Consider the following 17,917-nt stretch of genomic DNA (forward strand, 5'->3'; position numbering starts at 1 on the left):
ACTGTACATTACGCCGCGGACGTCACTTCGGCTCCGGGCGGAACGCGGGGTGCTGCCCGGCGGCGACCAGCGCACGGCAGGCCTGCCCCGGGTTCGCCGCGGTGACGAGCCCCTCGCCCACCAGGATCGCGTTCGCCCCGGCGTTGGCGTAGGCCTGCAGGTCGGAGGTATTGCGCACCCCGGACTCCGCAATCTTGACCACGCTGTCCGGCAGCCGCGGCACGATGCGGGAGAACACACCGGGGTCGACCTCGAGGGTCTTGAGGTTGCGGGCGTTGACGCCGATGACGGACGCTCCGGCGGCGACGGCCCGGTCGGCCTCCTCCTCCGAGTGGACCTCCACCAGGGCGGTCATCCCGAGGGACTCGGTGCGGTCCAGCAGGGCGGTCAACCGGTCCTGGTCTAGGGCCGCGACAATCAGCAGGACGACGTCCGCACCATGGGCGCGGGCCTCGTGGATCTGGTACGGGTTGACGGTGAAGTCCTTGCGCAGCAGCGGCACGTCGACGGCCGCGCGGACCTTGTCGAAGTCGGCCAGCGAGCCGTGGAAGCGCCGCTCCTCGGTGAGGCAGCTGATCACGCTGGCCCCGTTGGACGCATAGGCCTTGGCCAGGATCTCGGGCTCGGGGATATCGGCGAGGTGCCCCTTGGACGGGCTCGCCCGCTTTACCTCGGCGATCACACTCACCTCCGGGCCGGCCAGGGCCGCGCGGGCATCCAAGGCTGGCGGCATGTCCAGGGACATGGCCTTGATCTCGGCGAAGGGGACCGCGGACTCGCGCCGCGCGGTGTCTTCGAGCACGCCGGCGATGATGTCGTCGAGTACGGTTGCCATCGTTCCTCCCAGGAGGTCAAGTATCTGAGGTCAAGTATCTGGTGCAGCTGAAAGAATCAATGCTAACGCCACACCCCGGCGGGAATGACATCGGGGTGATGTGAAGCTCACACCGGGCGGGCGTCGTCGCCTGTGTCACGATCCTGCGCGTCACGATCCTGCGCGTCACGATCGGTCGGGTCCACCCCAGCATCGAGGGCGTCCCAGAGGACTCGTCCGGAACCGGGGTTGTCGTCGAGGTCCTTCTCCACGCCTTCGCGGCGGGCCTCGGGGGTCTCGTACTTGCTGTGGCCGGACCGCGCGGCACCCGGCTTCATCGCCAGCAGTACACCACCGATCACGCCGAGGGCAGCGGAAATCAGGAAGAGCACGACCGGCCAGGTGTGCACCTGCCCGTCGAGCACCACGGCCCATTCGGAGATCTGCACGGGGTCGGACTCGCGCTGCGTGCCCGCACCACTGACCAGCAGCGCCTGGGCCCGGTCCAGGTCCGGGTCGCCGGAGAGCAAGTTCACCGCGGCGAAACCGGCGGCGGCCGCCAACAGTGCGGAGATGCCGCCGAGGATCCGTCGGGCCAGGGGCTGCAGCGCCATGGACAGGATCACCGCGGCGAGCATGGCCAGGGCCAGCGGGGTGCCGGCGGCGTCCCACACCGAGCCGATGATGTTCTTGACGGACTCGCCACTCTTGTCGTCCTCGACCGTGACGGTCAGCCAGGTCATCTGGCCCGCGCCCCACAGTCCGGCGGCACCGAGCACGGTCAGCAGCAGGGCCAGGCCGCGTCCTCCGAGGCGCTTCACCGTGCCACGTCCTGCATGGTCTCGGCGGCGGCGACGGCGCGCAGCACCGCCAAGGCCTTATTCCGGGTCTCCTCGTCCTCGGCGTCGGGGTCGGAGTCGGCGACGATGCCGCCGCCGGCCTGTACGTAGACAGTGCCGTCCTTGTACAGGCCAGTACGGATGGCGATGGCCTGGTCGGCGTTGCCGGAGAAGTCGAAGTATCCCACGGTCCCACCGTAGACACCTCGTCGCGTGTCCTCCAGTTGGTCGATGATGCCCAGGGCAGAGGGCTTGGGCGCGCCGGACAACGTGCCGGCCGGGAAGGTCGCGACGAAGGCGTCCAGGGCAGTCTTGCCCTCGGCGAGCCGTCCGCTGACCCCGGAAACCAGGTGCATGATCGCGCTGTAGCGCTCCACATGCCGGAAGTCGTGGACCTCCACCGTGCCCGGCGTGCATACCCGGCCCACATCGTTACGGCCCAGGTCCACGAGCATCAGGTGCTCGGAGTTCTCCTTCTCGTCATTGACGAGTTCCTTCTCCAGCAGCTCGTCCTGCTCGTAGCTGGCGCCGCGCGGGCGGGACCCGGCGATCGGGAAGGTGGTCACCCGGCCGTCGGAGACCTGCACCAGCGACTCCGGCGAGGAGCCGATGATCTGGAAGGCGGTCTCGGTGAAGGAGTCGTCCGGCACGTTGAGCAGGAACATATAGGGGCTGGGGTTGGAGACCCGCAGCATGCGGTAGATGTCTACACCCGGCACGTCGGTGTCGAGTTCGAAGCGCTGCGACAGGACGATCTGGAAGGCGTCGCCGGCGCGGATGTGCTCCTTGCACGTCTCGATGCGGGCCTTGTGGTCGTCGAGGGTGCGCTGCCGGCGCGGCTGCGGCGCCGGGGTGCTGAACGTCGCCGAGGGCAGGTGTTCTCCGGACGCCAGGCGCCGCTCCATCTCGTCGACGCGCGCAACGGCGTCGTCGTAGGCCGCGTCGACGCGGTCGTCGGATCCGTCCCAGTTCACCGCATTGGCGATGAGCCAGATGGTGCCCTCGTGGTGATCCATGACCGCCAGGGTGTCGGCGAGCAGCTGCACCATATCGGGGACCTGCAGGTCATCGGTGCAGGTATCGGGGAGGTCCTCGATGTAGCGGATCACGTCGTGGCCCATGTACCCCACCAGACCGGAGGTCAGGGTGGGCAGGCCGGGCACCGGGTCGGTGTGCAGCAGCTCCAGGCTCTCCCGGATCACCTCCAGCGGGTCGGAACCTTCTGGAACACCTGCCGGCGGGGTGCCGATCCAGTGCACGTCGCCGTCCTTGGCGGTCAGCGCGCAGCGCGCGCCGGTACCGATGAAGGAGTGGCGTGACCAGGACTGCCCCGGAGCCGCGGACTCCAGCAGGAAAGTGCCGGGACGTCCGCCGGCGAGTTTGGTGTAGGCGCTCATCGCGCTCTCACCGTCGGCGAGGACCTTGCGCGCGACCGGGACGACCCGGTTGCGCGCGGCCAGGCGGCGGAAGGTCGCCCGGTCGGTGATCGTATAGGGGTCGGCGGTGTCGTACTCAGTCATCTACAGGTCTTTCAGGTTGGAGCAGCCGGTCGGCGTCGAAGCAGGTGTGGTCCCCGGTGTGGCAGGCGCCGCCGGTCTGGTCGACGGTCAGCAGGATGGTGTCGCCGTCGCAGTCGAGACGCACGTCGTGGACGTACTGGGTGTGCCCGGAGGTCTCCCCCTTCACCCAGTACTCCCCCCGGGAGCGCGACCAGTAGGTCGCCTTGCGGGTGGCCAGGGTGTGCGCCAGCGCGTGGTCGTCCATCCAGGCGAGCATCAGGACGTCGCCGGTTCCGTGCTCCTGCACGACCGCGGCGACCAGGCCGGACGCATCGCGCTTGAGGCGGGCGGCCACGTCCGCGTCGAGCTCGACGCCGCGAACATCCTCGTTGCTGGTCAGCGCGCTCATCGGCGCACCTCGATCCCCTGCTCCACCATGGCGTCCTTGACCTCGCCGATGGCGATGTCGCCGAAGTGGAAGACGGACGCGGCGAGCACGGCGTCCGCGCCCGCCTGCACGGCGGGCGGGAAGTCCTCGACGCGTCCTGCCCCGCCGGAGGCGATGACCGGGATGGTCACCGCGGCGCGCACCTGGGCGAGCAGGTCGAGATCGAAGCCGTCGCGGGTGCCGTCGGCGTCCATGGAGTTCAGCAGGATCTCCCCGACGCCGAGTTCCTGGCCGCGCACGGCCCACTCCACCGCGTCGATGCCGGCGGAGCGTGAGCCGCCGTGGGTGGTGACCTCGAAACCGCTGGGCTGGGGGTCTTCGTCGGCAGGCACGCGGCGGGCGTCGACGGACAGCACGATGCACTGGGCACCGAAACGGGCGGAGAGCTCACTGAGCAGTTCCGGACGGTGGATGGCCGAGGTGTTCACCGACACCTTGTCCGCACCGGCGCGCAGCAGCTGGTTGACGTCCTCCTCCGAGCGCACCCCGCCACCGACGGTGAGCGGGATGAACACCTGGTCGGCGGTGCGGCGGACCACGTCGAGCATGGTGCCACGGCCGTCCTTCGAGGCGGACACGTCGAGGAAGGTCAACTCGTCGGCACCCTCGGCGTCGTAGCGTGCGGCGAGTTCCACGGGGTCGCCGGCGTCGCGCAGGTTCAGGAAGTTGACCCCCTTGACCACGCGGCCGTCGTCGACGTCCAGACACGGGATGACCCGTACAGCGACACTCATCGGATACTCACCTTATTCCTCCCCGGTCCATGATCTCCTGGGCATTGCGTGCGGCGGTGCCGATCGGCACCGAACGGATGTGGTCGAGCAGGATGGAATGCACCTCCGGCTCGCCGGCCACCAGGCCGGAGACGCCGGGACGCCACGGGTCGCCGTTGAAGTCGGTGACCACTCCACCCGCCTCCCGGACGAGCAGCAGGCCGGCAGCGTTGTCCCACAGGTTGGGGCTGAACGTCACCGTGCCGCCGAAGATGCCTGCGGCGGTGAATGCCAGGTCGATGCCGCACGAACCGGTGACGCGCATGCGCGGGTACGTCCGGCCGATGGCGTTGAGCATGTCCTGGCGGTACGAGATCGGCAGGTTGCCGCGGCGCTGCGACAAAATCGAGCCGAAGCTGATCTGCGTGATGCCCGGGTTCGACGGCAGCATCGGACGCGCGGGGTGCCCGTCGATGTAGAGGCCGTGGCCCTTGCGCGCGGTGATGCGCTGGCCGAGCAGCGGCATCTCGGTGACTGCGACCACGGCCTCACCCTTGTGCACGAGGGCGACGAGGATGCAGCAGAACGGATTGCCCACGGCGTAGTTGGCGGTGCCGTCGATCGGGTCGACGACCCAGCAGGTCTCGGGCAGCTCGTCGAGGCCGGGGTTCTTGTCCGCGTCGGCGCGGCTGAGCGACTCGCCGCGCTCTGGTGAGGCGGGTCTGTCGCTCCTGTCGCGGCGCGGCCCGTCGAGGTCGTCGGCCATGCCGTCGTTCGGGTTGACCTCCACCGGCTCGCCGGGAAGTACCACCCCGTACTCCTCGCCATGCACGGGCAGGCCCGTGTAGCTGGTCAGCAGGTGACGCAACTGGCGTTCCACGCTGAGGTCGGCCTCGGTGGCGAAGTCGCCCGGGCTCTTCATCACCGAGGGTTCGGCGCCGACGGCGGCAGAGAACGTCGCCTCCGCCTCGTCGACCGCGGCCTCGGCGATGGCCAGCAGTGCGCGGGTGTCGATCTCGTCGCTACTGTCACTCACCGGGCACCGCCTGGGCTTCTTCCCTGGTGACCGCGAGGGCCTCCTCAAGGGTGAACTTGTTGGCGTACAGGGCCTTGCCCACGATGGCGGAGTCCACGCCCTCGTTCGCCACGCCGGCCAGGGCGCGGATGTCGTCAAGGCTGGAGATACCGCCGGAGGCGACGACCGGGGCTGAGGTGGCCGCAGCCACATCACGCAGCAGGTCGATGTTCGGGCCGTTGAGCATCCCGTCGCGTGAGACGTCGGTGACCACGAACCGCGAGCAGCCCTGGGAGTCCAGGCGCTCCAGGACCTCCCACAGGTCGCCGCCGTCGGAGACCCAGCCGCGCCCGCGCAGCCGCCACTCGCCGTCGACCTGGCGGGTGTCCAGGCCGATGGCGACCCGGTCACCGTGCTCGGCGATGATCTTCTCGCACCACTCCGGGTTCTCCAGGGCGGCCGTACCGATGTTGACCCGGCGGCAACCGGTCGACAGGGCGCGCTCCAGGGAGGCGTCGTCGCGGATACCGCCGGAGAGCTCCACCTTCACGTCGAGCCGCCCGATGACCTCGTTGAGCAGGTCGAAGTTGCTCCCCTTGCCGAAGGCGGCGTCCAGGTCCACGAGGTGGACCCACTCGGCACCGGCGTTCTGCCAGGCCAGGGCCGCGTCCAGTGGTGCACCGTAGCTGGTCTCGGAGCCGGCGGCCCCCTGGACCAGGCGTACGGCCTGTCCATCGGCGACGTCGACGGCGGGGAGCAGGGTGAGGGTCATGAGAAGTATCCTATCGCGTGGTTCAGGGTGCTGGTGGTGGTCTGGCTGGGAAGTTACAGGGCAGGAAGCTACAGGGTGGCGAGCCAGTTGCGCAGCAACCGGGCGCCGGCCTCCCCGGACTTCTCCGGGTGGAACTGGGTGGCCCACAGCGGGCCGTTCTCGACGGCGGCGACGAACCGGCAGTCCTCGTGGGTGGACCAGGTCACCGACGGTGCCACGGTGTGCCCGTCGGTCTCCAGTTCCCAGGAGCGCGCACCGTAGGAATGCACGAAGTAGTAGCGTTCGTCGGCGGCGGCGCCGGCGAACATCTGGGAGTTCGCGGGGGCGTCGACGGTGTTCCAGCCCATATGCGGCAGGACGGACGCCTCCAGGCGGCTCACCGTGCCCGGCCACTCGCCGCAGCCCTCGGCCCCGGTGCCGTCCAGCCCGCCGCCCTCGACCCCGCGGTCGAAGAGGACCTGCATGCCCACGCAGATGCCCAGGACGGGACGTCCCCCGGCGAGCCGCTCCCCGATCATCCGGGGACCGTGCACGGCGCGCAGCCCGGTCATGCACGCCGAGTAGTTGCCGACGCCCGGCACGAGCAGACCGTCGGCGGCGAGGACGGTGTCCGGGTCCGCGGTGACCGTGACGTGGGCACCGGCGTGCTCCAGCGCCCGCTGCGCCGAGCGCAGGTTGCCGGAACCGTAGTCCAGGAGCGCGACCGTGGGAGCTGCTTTTTCCACCATGTGCAGAGATCCTACAAGGCCGCGGGTCTCAGGATCCGCCCCGGGTACGCAAGCTACGCAGGCGCGTGCGGACGTTCTGGTGCTCGGTGACGCGGGAGCGTCCCAGCACACGGTCGCCGGCCAGCGTGGCGGTGCCGACACCGACCAGTCCGGCGCCGACGAGGAAGGCCCCGCCGTAGCCGGTGGAGGTCGCCGTGACACCCAGCACCGTGGACCCGGCACCCGTGCCGGAGTCGAAGCCGATGTTCCACATCGCCGAGGCCTCGGACACCCGCTCCTTGGGCATGCGCGAGAACATCATCAGCAGGGTCTCGGACTGGATCGCACCGAAGCCGAGTCCGAATACCGCCGCGGCACCCAGGGCGCCGGCGATGAGCGCCGCCCCGACCGGGGCGGTGTGGATCAGCGTGGACATCGCCAGCATGCCACCGACGCAGAACAGTGAGGCTGCCACGACCAGTCGTCCCGGCTCGCCCATGCGGTCGGCCCACCAGCCGGAGATGGTGCGGCCCAGGATCTGGCCGGCGCCGATCACGGCCAGCGTGATACCGGCCAGGGTGGCCGCCGCCGACGCGTCGATCCCGCCCACGGCGGGGGCGGTGAAGGTGGAGAAGGCGCCGAAGCCCATCGCCCCGGTGCACAGTCCCACAATCGGCACCAGCACCAGCTTCCACAGCGGGGCGCGCACGGTGGCGGACGCATCAGACGCATCGGACGCCGCAGCGTCCTGCGTTCCCGCCGCAGCGTCCTTGCCCACGCTCGCCGCGCGTAGCGACGGGATGCCGAGTGCACCGGCACCGCCGACCACGCCGCAGGCCACGGCGACGAGGAAGACCACGTCGCCGGCGGCGGTGTAGAGCGGCAGGCCGACGGTGAACCCGATGATCTCGCCGACACCGATCGAGGCGCCGAAGAAGGCGTTCGCCCGGCCGAGCTGCTGCACAGGCACGAGTTCGGCGAGCAGCGCCGACTGCGCCACGGTGACCGCGCCGAAGCCCACGCCGCGCACCGCGGACACCGCGAGGATCAGCCAGGACCCGGCGTCGATGAGGTAGAGCGCCGACGGCACACCCAGCAGCACCGCACCGCAGAACATCACCGGGACGTAGCCCCACCGGCGCAGCAGTCGCGGCACGAAGACCTGGGTGATCACCGTCGCCGCCATGAAGATGCCGGTGGACAGGCCCGCCAGCGAGTCGCCGTAGCCGGCGTCGAGCATCGCCACCGGGATGACCGGCAGCAGCATCGACCAGCCGAGGAACGCGCAGAACACGCTCAGCAGCATCAGGGGCACGCCCCTGACCTTCAGAACGCTCACAGCGTCCCCTTGGTGGACGGCACCCCCGTCACTCGCGGGTCCGGCTCGACCGCCGCACGCAGCGCCCGGGCGACCGCCTTGTACTCCGCCTCGGTGATGTGGTGCGGGTCGCGGCCGTAGAGGCAGCGCACGTGCAAGGCGATGCGGGCGTTGAAGGCCAGCGTCTCGAAGAAGTGCTCGTTGATCACGGTGGCGTAGTGCCCGCCGATCACGGTGGTCAGCATGGTCTCCGGTTCACCGGTACCCACGAAGTAGGGGCGCCCGGAGACGTCCACCACCGCGTGGGCGAGGGTCTCGTCCATGGGGATGTGGGAGTCGGCGAAGCGGCGGATGCCCTTCTTGTCGCCGAGAGCCTCGTTGATCGCCTGGCCGAGCACGATGGCGGTGTCCTCGACGGTGTGGTGGGCGTCGACCTCGGTGTCGCCGTCGGCGTGCACGGTCAGGTCGAAGCACCCGTGGGAGCCGAAGGCGGTGAGCATGTGGTCGAAGAAGGGCAGGCCGGTGGCGATGTCGGTCGTCCCGGTCCCGTCGAGGTTGATCTCGACGGTGATCGAGGACTCCTTCGTGGTGCGTTCGATGCGGCTGGTTCTCACGTGAAATCTCCGATGATCGTTGCGGCGGCGGCGAGGAAGGCGTCGTTCTCCTGCGGGAGCCCGACCGTCATCCTCAGGTGGCCGGGGACCCCGACGTCGCGGATCAGCACGTCGCGGTCGAGGAAGCGCTGCCAGACCTCGTGGGCCGAGGAACTGGTGCCGGAGCCGGTACCGGGCAGCGTGAAGAAGATGAAGTTGGACTCGCTGGGCACCACACCGTAACCCAGGTCCACGAGTGCGGCGACGACCCGGTCGCGTTCGTCTCGCAAGGCGTCGACGGTGGCCAGGGTCTCGTCGCTGTGACGCAGGGCGACGGTCGCCGCCGCCTGCGACAGCGTGGACAGGTGGTACGGCAGGCGCACCAGCATCACCGCCTCGATGAAGGCGGGGTCGGCGACGAAGTAGCCCAGGCGTCCGCCGGCGAAGTCGAAGGCCTTCGACATGGTGCGCGACACCACCAGGCTGGACGGGTACTCAGCGATCAGCGCGGTGGCGCTGGGTTCGGCGGAGAACTCCGCATAGGCCTCGTCGACGATGACGATGCCGGGCGCGGCATCCAGGATGCGGCGCAGATCGGCCACGCTGGTAACCCCGCCGGTGGGGTTGTTCGGCGTGGTGACGAAGACGATGTCGGGACGGTTCTCCTCGATGGTGCGCACCGCGGCATCGACGTCGATGCCGAAGTCCACCGCGCTGCGCGGCAGCTCGAGGAACTCGGTCTGCGTACCGGCGGCGAGAATCGGGTGCATCGAGTAGCTCGGGGTGAACCCGAGCACGCTGCGCCCGGGCCCGCCGAAGGCCTGCAGCAGCTGCTGCAGGATCTCGTTGGACCCGTTGGCGGCCCACACATTGTCCACCCCGACCGTGACGCCGGTCTGGCGGGTCACGTAGGACGCCAGCTCCTGGCGCAGCTCCACGCTGTCGCGTTCCGGGTAGCGGTTGAGGGTGGACGCCAGGCGACGGACCTCGGCGACGAGGTCCTCGACGAGGCCCTCGCTGGGCGGGTACGGGTTCTCGTTGGTGTTGAGCTGGTTGGTCACGCTGAGCTGCGGGGCACCGTAAGCGGACTTGCCCTGCAGTTCAGGACGCAGCGGCAGGTCGGACAGGGTGATCTGGGCGGCGTTGTCAGTCATCTAACGTTCCTCGCTCTCGAACCTCGCACGCACGGCCTCGCCGTGGGCGGGCAGTTGCTCGGCGTCGGCCAGGGCAGTCACCGTGTCGGCGACCTCCTTGAGCGCGCCACGGTCGTAACTGATGACGTCGACGTGCTTGAGGAAGGTGTGGGTCGACAGGCCCGAGGAGTGCCGGGCGGTGCCGGAGGTGGGCAGCACGTGGTTGGACCCGGCGGCGTAGTCGCCGAGCGGCACCGGCGCGTAGTGGCCCACGAACACGGCCCCGGCGTTGGTGATCCGGGCGGCCACGGCCGCCGAGTCGGAGGTCTGCACCTCCAGGTGCTCGGCGGCGTAGGCGTCGGCCACACGGACGGACTCGTCGAGGCTGTCGGTGAGGATGATGCCGGACTGCTCGCCGGTCAGCGCCTCGGCGACCCGGTCGGCGTTGAGGGTGACCTGGTAGCGGGCCTCGATCTCGCGGTCCACGGCGTCGGCCAGTTCCACGGAGTCGGTGATCAGCACGGAGGCGGCCATCACGTCGTGCTCGGCCTGGCTGATGAGGTCATAGGCCACGGCGACGGGGTCGGCGGTGGAGTCGGCGAGCACGGCGATCTCGGTGGGGCCGGCCTCGGAGTCGATGCCGACCACCGACCGGCACAGCCGTTTGGCGGCGGTGACGAAGATATTGCCGGGCCCGGTGATCATGTCGACCGGCTCGAGCTCGGGATCGCTTGAGTCACCGTAAGCCATCAGGGCGACGGCCTGACCACCGCCGACGGCCCAGACCTCGTCCACGCCGAGCAGGGCGCAGGCGGCGAGCACGGTGGGGTGCGGCCAGCCGCCGAAGTCGGCCTGCGGCGGCGAGGACACCACCAGGCTGCCGACGCCGGCCTCCTGGGCGGGCACGACATTCATGATCACCGAGGACGGGTACACGGCATTGCCGCCGGGCACGTAGAGCCCGACGCGGTTGACCGGGATCCAGCGTTCGGAGACCACGCCGCCGGGGGCGACCTCGACCGAAGCGTCCTGCGGCTTCTGGGCGCCGTGGAAGGCGCGGACGCGGCGGATGGCCTCGCCCAGGGCGTCGGTGATCGTCGGGTCGAGGTCGCGCAGAGCGGCGGCGATGACGTCCTCCGGCACGCGCACCGACGGCGGGCGGACGTGGTCGAAGGTCTCCCCGTACTCCAGGGCGGCCTCGGCTCCGCGATCGCGGACGGCCTCGACCACCGGTGTCACCGCGGGGAGAACATGGTCGATGTCGGTGCCGCCGCGCGGCAGGATTCGACGAAGTTCGGCGGTGGAGGGGGTCTGGCCCCTCAGGTCCAGGCGCGAGAGCATGGCGTGGGATCGTCTCCAGGGTCGGTGAACGGGTAACGTGTTGTGATTCTAGCCCGTTACCGCACCGAGGAAAGGACGGAGGGTCACCGCCGGTGTCCTCACACCCGCTACCGCTCGTCGACCTGCTGCAGGCGTCCGTCGCCGCCACGTCCGCCGGCGACCACGCCACCAGTTGGCGTCTCACGAGCCAGTTCGGCACTCGCCACTGGCTCGCCGATCCTGCGACAGACCTGCCGCAGGACGCCCCGGCGCACCTGCGCACCGAGTTCTACGTCCTGCGCGCCGCCGTTGCCGACCGCCTGGAACTGCACGAAGAGTCCGCCGAGGCGGTCATGCAGTGGCGACACCTGGCCCGCGAGACCGGTGACGACGCCTCTGCCGTCCTCGCCGACTCGGCGTTGTGCCTGGTGGCGATGGTCGTGGAGTCCGATGGCGTGGATCTGGCCGATCTGCCGCCGGCTGCCCGTCTGCTCGACGACCTGCATGCCTCGATCCTCGCCTTTCGTCCCGACGCCGACGGCCCCACCCTCGGGGAGGACGCCTCGATCACCGGGGCCACCCTGCCGCGCCACCAGGCCACGTGCCTGTCCTTGGCCGCGATGGGTGGGCTGACCTGCGCGACGTCGCTGGCGACACCGCAGACCGTCCCGCTGCGTCCGGTCTTCCGCGACCTCGCCGACAGGTTCACCACCAGCCATGGAGCCATCGGCGATCGGGAGCTCACCCGCGCCCAGCAACTGCACGCCGACGGCGAGGTGGAGGCCGCTGTCGCCGTGGCGACCACGATGCTGGCCTCCGACTCCCCCACCACCCGCTACGAGGCCCACGACCTGCTCGGCTACTTCGCCCTCACCGAGGACGATAACGACACGGTCCTGGAGCATTGGCGCCAGTGCGCCGAAATCGCCCTGGAACTGGGCGCGCCCCTGGAAGGAATGCACCGGGCGGAGCAGGCCTGCCAGCTGCTCAACGCCGACGGCGACTACGCCGCCGCCCACGACCTGGCCGTGCGCGTCGACGAGGCGGCAGCCGGGGCACCGGTCTCCCCTGCCGTGCTGAACCTGCGTGCCGTACGCGCCCGCGCCGCGATCGGCGTGGGCAACCTGGAGGAGGGACTCGCCCTGGCCGTAGCGACGGCCGACTGGTCGATGTTCTCCCCCGATACCGAACGCACCCTCGCTTGTCTCACCATGGCCTGCGTGGCCGCCTCGACCTCTGGGCAGCACGTGGTGACCGCCAACCTGCTGGAGCGCAGCTGCACGCTCTACCGCGAACTCGACCGCCCGCTAGCCGCGGCGCAGGCGCTGCGCACGGCCGCGCGCGAGCACCTCAACGTGGGCGACACCTCACGTGCCGTGGAGATGATGGAACGCTCCCGCCGGATCCTGGAGGGCTCCGACGGGCTCGCCGACGACCCGATGTTCTCCTGGCACCTGGGTGACTGGAATGAGGACATGTCGGCGATCTGGGAGGACGCCGGACGCGAGGACCTCGCCTTGGAATACGCCACGCGTGCCGCCAGGTCCTTCACCGACGCCCACGACCACAGCAGTGCCGCGATGAACTGGGTCGCCGCGGCGTCGCTGCACCTGGAGCTCGGCCAGAACTCCTCCTGCGACGTGGCCCTGGACCGAGCTCACGGGCAGCTGCGCCTCGTGCCGGAGGAGACGGGCGCTGGGGAGGATGAGCTGGGAAATGAGCTAGGGACAGACCTAGAGGATTCCGGCGACGAGGGGTCCGTCTGGCAGGCCTACCGCGAACTGCGGCAGCTGCGCGAGGGCTGATGTCAGCTAAGTCATGCCCCAGGTAGGAAAACGGTGTTTTTCTTACCTGGGGCATGACCCAGCTGACATGGCCTACCGCTCGAAGGCGGTGTCCGGGGCGAACAGCGAGCAGGTCCAGTAGACGACCGCCGCCGCAGCCGGTGCCGCGAGGAACCCAGCAGCCCCGGTCACCCGGGACACGATGGTGAAGTCCTGACCCGGGCTCAGGCTGTCGGCAAGTCCGGCGGTGATCTCCGTGCCGTGCAGGGTCTCGGCCAGCCAGTTGCCGAAGAGCAGGAAAACCGCGGCACCGAGGAAGGCCAGCACGATCACGGCGATCATCATCACCGGGCCGCGCAGCCGGGGCGATCGCCAGAACGACCAGCCGGCCAGCAGTGCGCCGAGCAGGCCGGTCGCCGCGGCGAAGACGGCGAAAGAGAGGAACGGGGCACCGGACGTCGCCGGGTCGACCTCGGCCGCGCCGGTGTCGGTGATCACGGCGGTGATCGCGGGACGCCACCAACCCCACAGGAGTCCGGAAATGCTGAAGACAGCCAGGAAGACCGTGAGGGTCTTCGCCGACTGTCCGATCAGTGTTCGACGAGATGCCATCAGGCGATGCAGGTCCTCCACTGTCCGTCTTCACGGACGTAGTTCTTCGGCAGAGTCTGACGGTTCCCGTTCATAGTCTGATCGAGATTAGCAGTTGCGCGGTCACCATTCACACGGATGTCATTGACACCGTGAATGATTGGGAGCGAAGCCATTACCTCGCTGACCCGCTTCTGCCCCAGTTCACCGTTGGCGTCAGCGTCCTCCATGGCCGCTTCGCGGCCCCCCACGGTCTGTTCAAGATCGGCGTTACAGGTGTGTTCATAGGTGTACCGGAGGTACTCACTGTAGGTACGATCCTCAGCGAACCCCCTTTCAAGAGCCGTGATCTGCGCGGCGTCGTCCTGACCTGCGGGGGCACCGGCGGCACTGTTGTCGCCACCCTGGGCGTCCACGCCGTCCTGGTTGTCCTCCGGGGCGGGCTCGGCACCGTCCGGGTTCTCGGCATCGGCATCTTCAGCGCCCTCCGCGTCCTCGGCACCAGCATCCTCGGACCCTTCAGGGTTCTCGGAGGACGCCGCAGCGCTGGTAGCGCTCGACGAACTGCTGGCTGTGCTGGACGCGCTGGACGTGCTCGTTGACGCCTCGTCGGCGTCGTCGTCCGAGCCGCAGGCGGACAGGCCCAGCGTCGTCGCCAGTGTTACGGCGACGGCACCGGTGAGGACCGCCTTGGTGATTCCCGGCCGGCGGCCAGACACCCGTGGTGACATGAAAGGTTCCCTTCTCGCACTCGTACTACAGCTACGACCCTACAACGTCGCCCGTCACCGGAACGTTAGCCGCACTCCCCCGGATCATTACGCTGGGTCGTTACACTGGGCGGGGTGCAGCTCAACCGCGACCGAATCCACGCCGCCGCCTTCGACATCCTCTCCGAGTACGGCCTCGGCGACCTCACGATGAGGCGACTGGCCAAGACCCTCGAGGTCGCCCCCGGCGCCCTGTACTGGCACTACCCCAGCAAGCAGGAGTTGCTCGGCGGGATCGCGGAGCGGATCCTGCTGGGCACCGAACAGACGCAGGACGCTGGGACGGACGCAGGGCCGCCCGACTGGCGTGCACGCACCTACGCCGCGGCGGAGGGTGTGCTCGAGGGGTTGCTGGCGGTACGGGACGGTGCCGAGGTCGTCGCCGCCGCGCTGGCGGCCGGCACCAGCGGCCACGACCCGGCCGACACCCTGGCCGCTGCCTTGGAGGGCTCCCCGGCACAGGACTGTGAACTGACCGGCTGGGTGCTGTCCCGCTATCTGCTGGGTGCGGCGACGGACCTGCAGACCGCCGAGGCCGCCGGCGGGGCGCCGCGTCCGGTGTCGCAGGTGCTCTCCGGGGTCGACCTCGTCCTCGACGGCGTCGCCAACTAGGATCGGACGCCATGAGCACCACGGCAGCAGCGCACACGGTCACCGCACACGGGGCGGACGTCACGGTCGACGGCGACGGGGTCCGCGTCCGCCGGACGCCGATGGGCCAGACACTGCTGCCACCCGAGCTCGCCGAATTGACCGTGGCTCCGGCGGACCTGCGCGGCTGGTACCGCCACGCGCCGACGGCGAGTTCGCCCGGCTGGATCCAGTTCTCCCTGGCGACCGCGCCAGCGAACGCCGCACTGCGTCCGGTACGCGGTTTCCCCGCGACGCGCGGGGCGTCCGACGTGGTGGTTTTTGCCCCCGGGCAGCAGGAGGAGTTCGCCACCGTGCACCAGCTGCTGACGAACCTGCAGTCGGGCCAGCCCTTGGAGAGGGTGCCCGAGACGCCCGCTGAGCCGGTGGAGGAGCCGGCGGGGAAGGTGGCCGAAAAGGCTGCCGAGAAACCGGCCTCCACAAGTACTTCCGCCCCGCAGCAGACGTGGAAGCGCGTCGCCACCCCGGACACCGTCCCGGAGGCGAATACCGCAGCGGACGCCAATGGCCCCGTCTTCGGCCAGAACGTGACCGTCACCGGCGACTTCGCCCCCTACGAAAAGGGTGAGGTGTGGGACATGATCGCTGCGGCCGGCGGCACGGTCGGAAAGAACGTCACCAAGAAGACCACGCTGCTGGTCATGGGCGAATGGGACTCGGTGACCAGCAAGGAGAAGCGCGCCCGCGAGCTCAAGGACAAGGGCCAGGAGATCTCCCTGTGGACCTTCAACGAGTTCCTCGCCGCGTTGGGCAAGCCGCGGCGCCCGGATCTCGACGAGGTGAAGGGAACCTCCGCGCCCTTCTAGGAGTCCCTCTACCGGTATGAGCCGGAAACTCCACCTCCACACCGTCACCACCGCCGAGCACGCCACCTTCGACACCTTCGATCCTTTCGAACCCACCGCGCCGCTGAGCGTCCCCCTGGGTGGCGGCCTGGTCGCCGTAGTGCACGACGGGCCCACCCCACTCACCGTCGCCGATCTGAGCGTGCACCGCAGTAGCGCGGCACTGTTGTGGCAGCAGGCCGCCACGGACATGCTCAGCATCCTGGGCGACCTCACCGCTGTACACGGCACAGCCCTGCGCCACCGCGACGACGGAGGGGGCGTGCGCGAGATCGCGGTCATCGGTGCCCCTTTCCCCGCCGCCGGGCTGATCGCCCACCCCCTGCTCGCAATCCCGACGCACCGCATCCTGGGCGGGGACGACCACCACCTCTCCCCTACGGCCTCCGTTCACGTCACCGCCGACCAACGCCTGTTCGTCTCCTCGGGACCGACACCCTCAGTACCGTGCACCGGCCCGATCGACATCTCGGCCGGGCACTGCAAGGCGCTAGAGTCGGTGCCATGAAAGATTCCGCCGTCCTGCACGACTTCGACTCCTGGCTCGCCGGTCACCCCACCGTGGTGTCCGACATCCAGAAGGTCCTCTCCGACGAGCTTTCGGACGCGGGCCTGGCCTTCGACCAGGTATCGGTGCGTATCAAGGATCGTGGCAGCTACCTGGCGAAGATCCACGACTCCGCCCACCCCGACTACCAGGACTTCGATTCCGCCTACGACGTGCTTGGCGTGCGGGTCACGGTGTACACCACCTCCGACATCGTCCTGCTGGTAGAGGTGATGCGCAGCCTGTTCGACGTCGTCTCGGTCACCGACAAGGCGGCGCAAACGGCGGTGCGCGGCGAGTTCGGCTACGCCTCCTCCCACGTGATCGCCAGGATCAGCGGGCGCAGGCTGCCGACCCTGGTCGAGGGATCCGGCGGCACGGATCTGGACGGGCGGCTGATTGAGATCCAGGTGCGCACCGTGCTGCAGCACGCGTGGGCGGAGTTCGAGCACGACGTGCGCTACAAGAACCCCGGCCACGAGCTCAGTCCGGAGGTCCACCGTGCGTTCACGCTGGCGGCCGGGCTAATCGAACTGGCGGACCAGCAGTTCGACAATGTCGCGCACGCCACCAGCGTCGAAGAGGACCCCGACGAGTCCGGGGACACCGCGGACACCGAACTTACCGCCACGATGCTGCCCGGCGTGCTCACGATGTTGGTGGGCGGCGGCTACCCCATGTCGAAGGCCGAGTATTACCGCTTCGCCGTGGACATGCTCGCGGCCAACGGTGTCACCACCATCGGCGAACTCAGCGTCCTGTGCTCCCCCGAGGCACTGGCCCGGCTACAGGAAACGATGGGCTACGACTACCCGCCCGGGCAGGTGCGTCTCATCGATGACCTGCTGCTGTTCACCTACGGCCGTGACCACATCCGGCGCACGGTGCATATCGGCGACCATGCGTCTTCGCGGCCGGGCCGACTGGGCAACCGGTGGCAGCGTATGGGTCAGCGCCCGCGCAGCTGATCGATCTGGCGGCGCTCCCGTTTGGTGGGCCGCCCGGCACCCCGGTCGCGCCGCGGGATCGACGCCAGCACCTCCTTCGGTGGGGGTGGTGGCGAATGGTCCACGTAGCACTGCCGGGCATGCGGCGCGCCGACGCGCTTGCTCACGATCTCGGCGACCTCCACGATGTACTCGCGGTGGTTCACCCAGGCACGCACGGTATCGCCCACCGCGATGGTCTGCGCGGGTTTCACCGCCGCATCGTTGACCTTCACGTGGCCGGCACGGCAGGCGTCAGCGGCGGCGGAGCGGGTCTTGAACAGCCTCACGGACCACACCCACGCGTCGATCCGCGCCATCGCTCACCACTCGTCCTTGTGGTTGAGCACCTCGCGGACCTTCACCGCGTTCCAGCCCAGCACGACCAGGGCGATGATGGCGATGACGAGGAAGAACGTCGTTGCCGTGGTCAAAACGGCCAGCACCCCTCCGGCGACCGCGATGCCCCCGGACACCTGGATCGACCGCGAACGTTTGCGAACGTCGGCCTTACGACGGGCAACGGGATTGTCGGAGTTGTTGTCCATGGTCATACCTGGAGTCTACCCCCG

General features: G+C 69.4%; 21 protein-coding genes. 5 read left to right on the top strand and 16 right to left on the bottom strand.

All coding sequences use genetic code 11. The annotated features are described in order from the left end of the window. Positions 1-22: 22 nt before the first annotated feature. From trpC to hisD, 12 genes are all read right to left on the bottom strand, one after another. Positions 23-835, bottom strand: a complete 813-nt coding sequence (gene trpC / locus ACT3SZ_RS13605; RefSeq protein WP_444619458.1) for an indole-3-glycerol phosphate synthase TrpC — start codon at positions 833-835, stop codon at positions 23-25. A gap of 107 nt (positions 836-942) precedes the next feature. Further along, entirely contained in the window at positions 943-1,635 is a 693-nt protein-coding gene (locus ACT3SZ_RS13610) for a TIGR02234 family membrane protein (protein ID WP_444619460.1), read from the bottom strand. Beyond that, the gene (locus ACT3SZ_RS13615; protein ID WP_444619462.1) at positions 1,632-3,173 is read right to left on the bottom strand and encodes an anthranilate synthase component I; all 1,542 of its coding nucleotides are present in this window, start codon (positions 3,171-3,173) and stop codon (positions 1,632-1,634) included. Before ACT3SZ_RS13615 ends, ACT3SZ_RS13610 begins: the two co-directional genes overlap by 4 nt. After that, positions 3,166-3,561: a phosphoribosyl-AMP cyclohydrolase gene (hisI, locus tag ACT3SZ_RS13620; protein WP_444619464.1), complete on the bottom strand. Its 396-nt coding sequence runs from the start codon at positions 3,559-3,561 to the stop codon at positions 3,166-3,168. The genes ACT3SZ_RS13615 and hisI overlap by 8 nt, the downstream gene beginning before the upstream one ends. Then, positions 3,558-4,334, bottom strand: coding sequence for an imidazole glycerol phosphate synthase subunit HisF (gene hisF / locus ACT3SZ_RS13625; protein ID WP_444619466.1), 777 nt, complete (start codon positions 4,332-4,334; stop codon positions 3,558-3,560). Before hisF ends, hisI begins: the two co-directional genes overlap by 4 nt. A gap of 7 nt (positions 4,335-4,341) precedes the next feature. Beyond that, the gene (locus ACT3SZ_RS13630; RefSeq protein WP_444619468.1) at positions 4,342-5,349 is read right to left on the bottom strand and encodes an inositol monophosphatase family protein; all 1,008 of its coding nucleotides are present in this window, start codon (positions 5,347-5,349) and stop codon (positions 4,342-4,344) included. Then, positions 5,342-6,100: a bifunctional 1-(5-phosphoribosyl)-5-((5-phosphoribosylamino)methylideneamino)imidazole-4-carboxamide isomerase/phosphoribosylanthranilate isomerase PriA gene (gene priA / locus ACT3SZ_RS13635; RefSeq protein ID WP_444619469.1), complete on the bottom strand. Its 759-nt coding sequence runs from the start codon at positions 6,098-6,100 to the stop codon at positions 5,342-5,344. Before priA ends, ACT3SZ_RS13630 begins: the two co-directional genes overlap by 8 nt. 68 nt (positions 6,101-6,168) lie before the next feature. Then, a complete protein-coding gene (hisH, locus tag ACT3SZ_RS13640) occupies positions 6,169-6,828 on the bottom strand; it encodes an imidazole glycerol phosphate synthase subunit HisH (RefSeq protein WP_444619471.1) in 660 nt (219 codons plus the stop codon). A 28-nt stretch (positions 6,829-6,856) separates the two neighbouring features. After that, positions 6,857-8,146, bottom strand: coding sequence for an MFS transporter (locus ACT3SZ_RS13645; protein WP_444619473.1), 1,290 nt, complete (start codon positions 8,144-8,146; stop codon positions 6,857-6,859). Beyond that, positions 8,143-8,739: an imidazoleglycerol-phosphate dehydratase HisB gene (gene hisB, locus ACT3SZ_RS13650; RefSeq protein WP_441579362.1), complete on the bottom strand. Its 597-nt coding sequence runs from the start codon at positions 8,737-8,739 to the stop codon at positions 8,143-8,145. Before hisB ends, ACT3SZ_RS13645 begins: the two co-directional genes overlap by 4 nt. Continuing rightward, entirely contained in the window at positions 8,736-9,872 is a 1,137-nt protein-coding gene (locus ACT3SZ_RS13655; protein ID WP_444619475.1) for a histidinol-phosphate transaminase, read from the bottom strand. The genes hisB and ACT3SZ_RS13655 overlap by 4 nt, the downstream gene beginning before the upstream one ends. Further along, a complete protein-coding gene (gene hisD / locus ACT3SZ_RS13660; protein ID WP_444619476.1) occupies positions 9,873-11,192 on the bottom strand; it encodes a histidinol dehydrogenase in 1,320 nt (439 codons plus the stop codon). 92 nt (positions 11,193-11,284) lie between these two features. Here hisD and ACT3SZ_RS13665 point away from each other — a divergent pair, with 92 nt between their 5' ends. Next, on the top strand, positions 11,285-12,976 hold the full coding sequence (locus tag ACT3SZ_RS13665; protein WP_444619477.1) for a hypothetical protein: 1,692 nt from the start codon (positions 11,285-11,287) through the stop codon (positions 12,974-12,976). Positions 12,977-13,048: 72 nt separating this feature from the next. On the opposite strand, the gene ACT3SZ_RS13670 is transcribed toward ACT3SZ_RS13665, so the two are convergent. Together ACT3SZ_RS13670 and ACT3SZ_RS13675 are read right to left on the bottom strand one after the other, a co-directional pair. After that, complete coding sequence (locus tag ACT3SZ_RS13670) at positions 13,049-13,567, bottom strand: hypothetical protein (protein WP_444619478.1); 519 nt, start codon at positions 13,565-13,567, stop codon at positions 13,049-13,051. Beyond that, positions 13,567-14,277, bottom strand: a complete 711-nt coding sequence (locus ACT3SZ_RS13675; RefSeq protein WP_444619479.1) for a hypothetical protein — start codon at positions 14,275-14,277, stop codon at positions 13,567-13,569. The genes ACT3SZ_RS13670 and ACT3SZ_RS13675 overlap by 1 nt, the downstream gene beginning before the upstream one ends. 114 nt (positions 14,278-14,391) lie before the next feature. On the opposite strand from ACT3SZ_RS13675, the gene ACT3SZ_RS13680 reads away from it, so the two are divergent. Genes ACT3SZ_RS13680 through ACT3SZ_RS13695 form a run of 4 tightly spaced genes read left to right on the top strand, consistent with a single transcriptional unit; the run spans position 14,392 to position 17,327 of the window. Further along, entirely contained in the window at positions 14,392-14,928 is a 537-nt protein-coding gene (locus ACT3SZ_RS13680; RefSeq protein WP_444619480.1) for a TetR/AcrR family transcriptional regulator, read from the top strand. Between the two features lie 11 nt (positions 14,929-14,939). Further along, entirely contained in the window at positions 14,940-15,773 is an 834-nt protein-coding gene (locus ACT3SZ_RS13685) for a BRCT domain-containing protein (RefSeq protein WP_444619481.1), read from the top strand. 16 nt (positions 15,774-15,789) lie between these two features. Continuing rightward, positions 15,790-16,320, top strand: a complete 531-nt coding sequence (locus ACT3SZ_RS13690; protein WP_444619483.1) for a hypothetical protein — start codon at positions 15,790-15,792, stop codon at positions 16,318-16,320. Next, positions 16,317-17,327, top strand: coding sequence for a GTP pyrophosphokinase (locus ACT3SZ_RS13695; protein ID WP_444619485.1), 1,011 nt, complete (start codon positions 16,317-16,319; stop codon positions 17,325-17,327). Before ACT3SZ_RS13690 ends, ACT3SZ_RS13695 begins: the two co-directional genes overlap by 4 nt. Here ACT3SZ_RS13695 and ACT3SZ_RS13700 read toward each other — a convergent pair. Continuing rightward, on the bottom strand, positions 17,309-17,665 hold the full coding sequence (locus tag ACT3SZ_RS13700) for an RNA-binding S4 domain-containing protein (RefSeq protein ID WP_444619487.1): 357 nt from the start codon (positions 17,663-17,665) through the stop codon (positions 17,309-17,311). The two genes, ACT3SZ_RS13695 and ACT3SZ_RS13700, sit on opposite strands and share 19 nt — an antisense overlap. Positions 17,666-17,668: 3 nt before the next feature. Beyond that, positions 17,669-17,899, bottom strand: coding sequence for a hypothetical protein (locus ACT3SZ_RS13705; RefSeq protein ID WP_444619489.1), 231 nt, complete (start codon positions 17,897-17,899; stop codon positions 17,669-17,671). Positions 17,900-17,917 lie beyond the last annotated feature (18 nt).

Origin of the sequence: Corynebacterium sp. AOP40-9SA-29 (genome assembly GCF_052377405.1) — a bacterium.
Taxonomy (GTDB): domain Bacteria; phylum Actinomycetota; class Actinomycetes; order Mycobacteriales; family Mycobacteriaceae; genus Corynebacterium.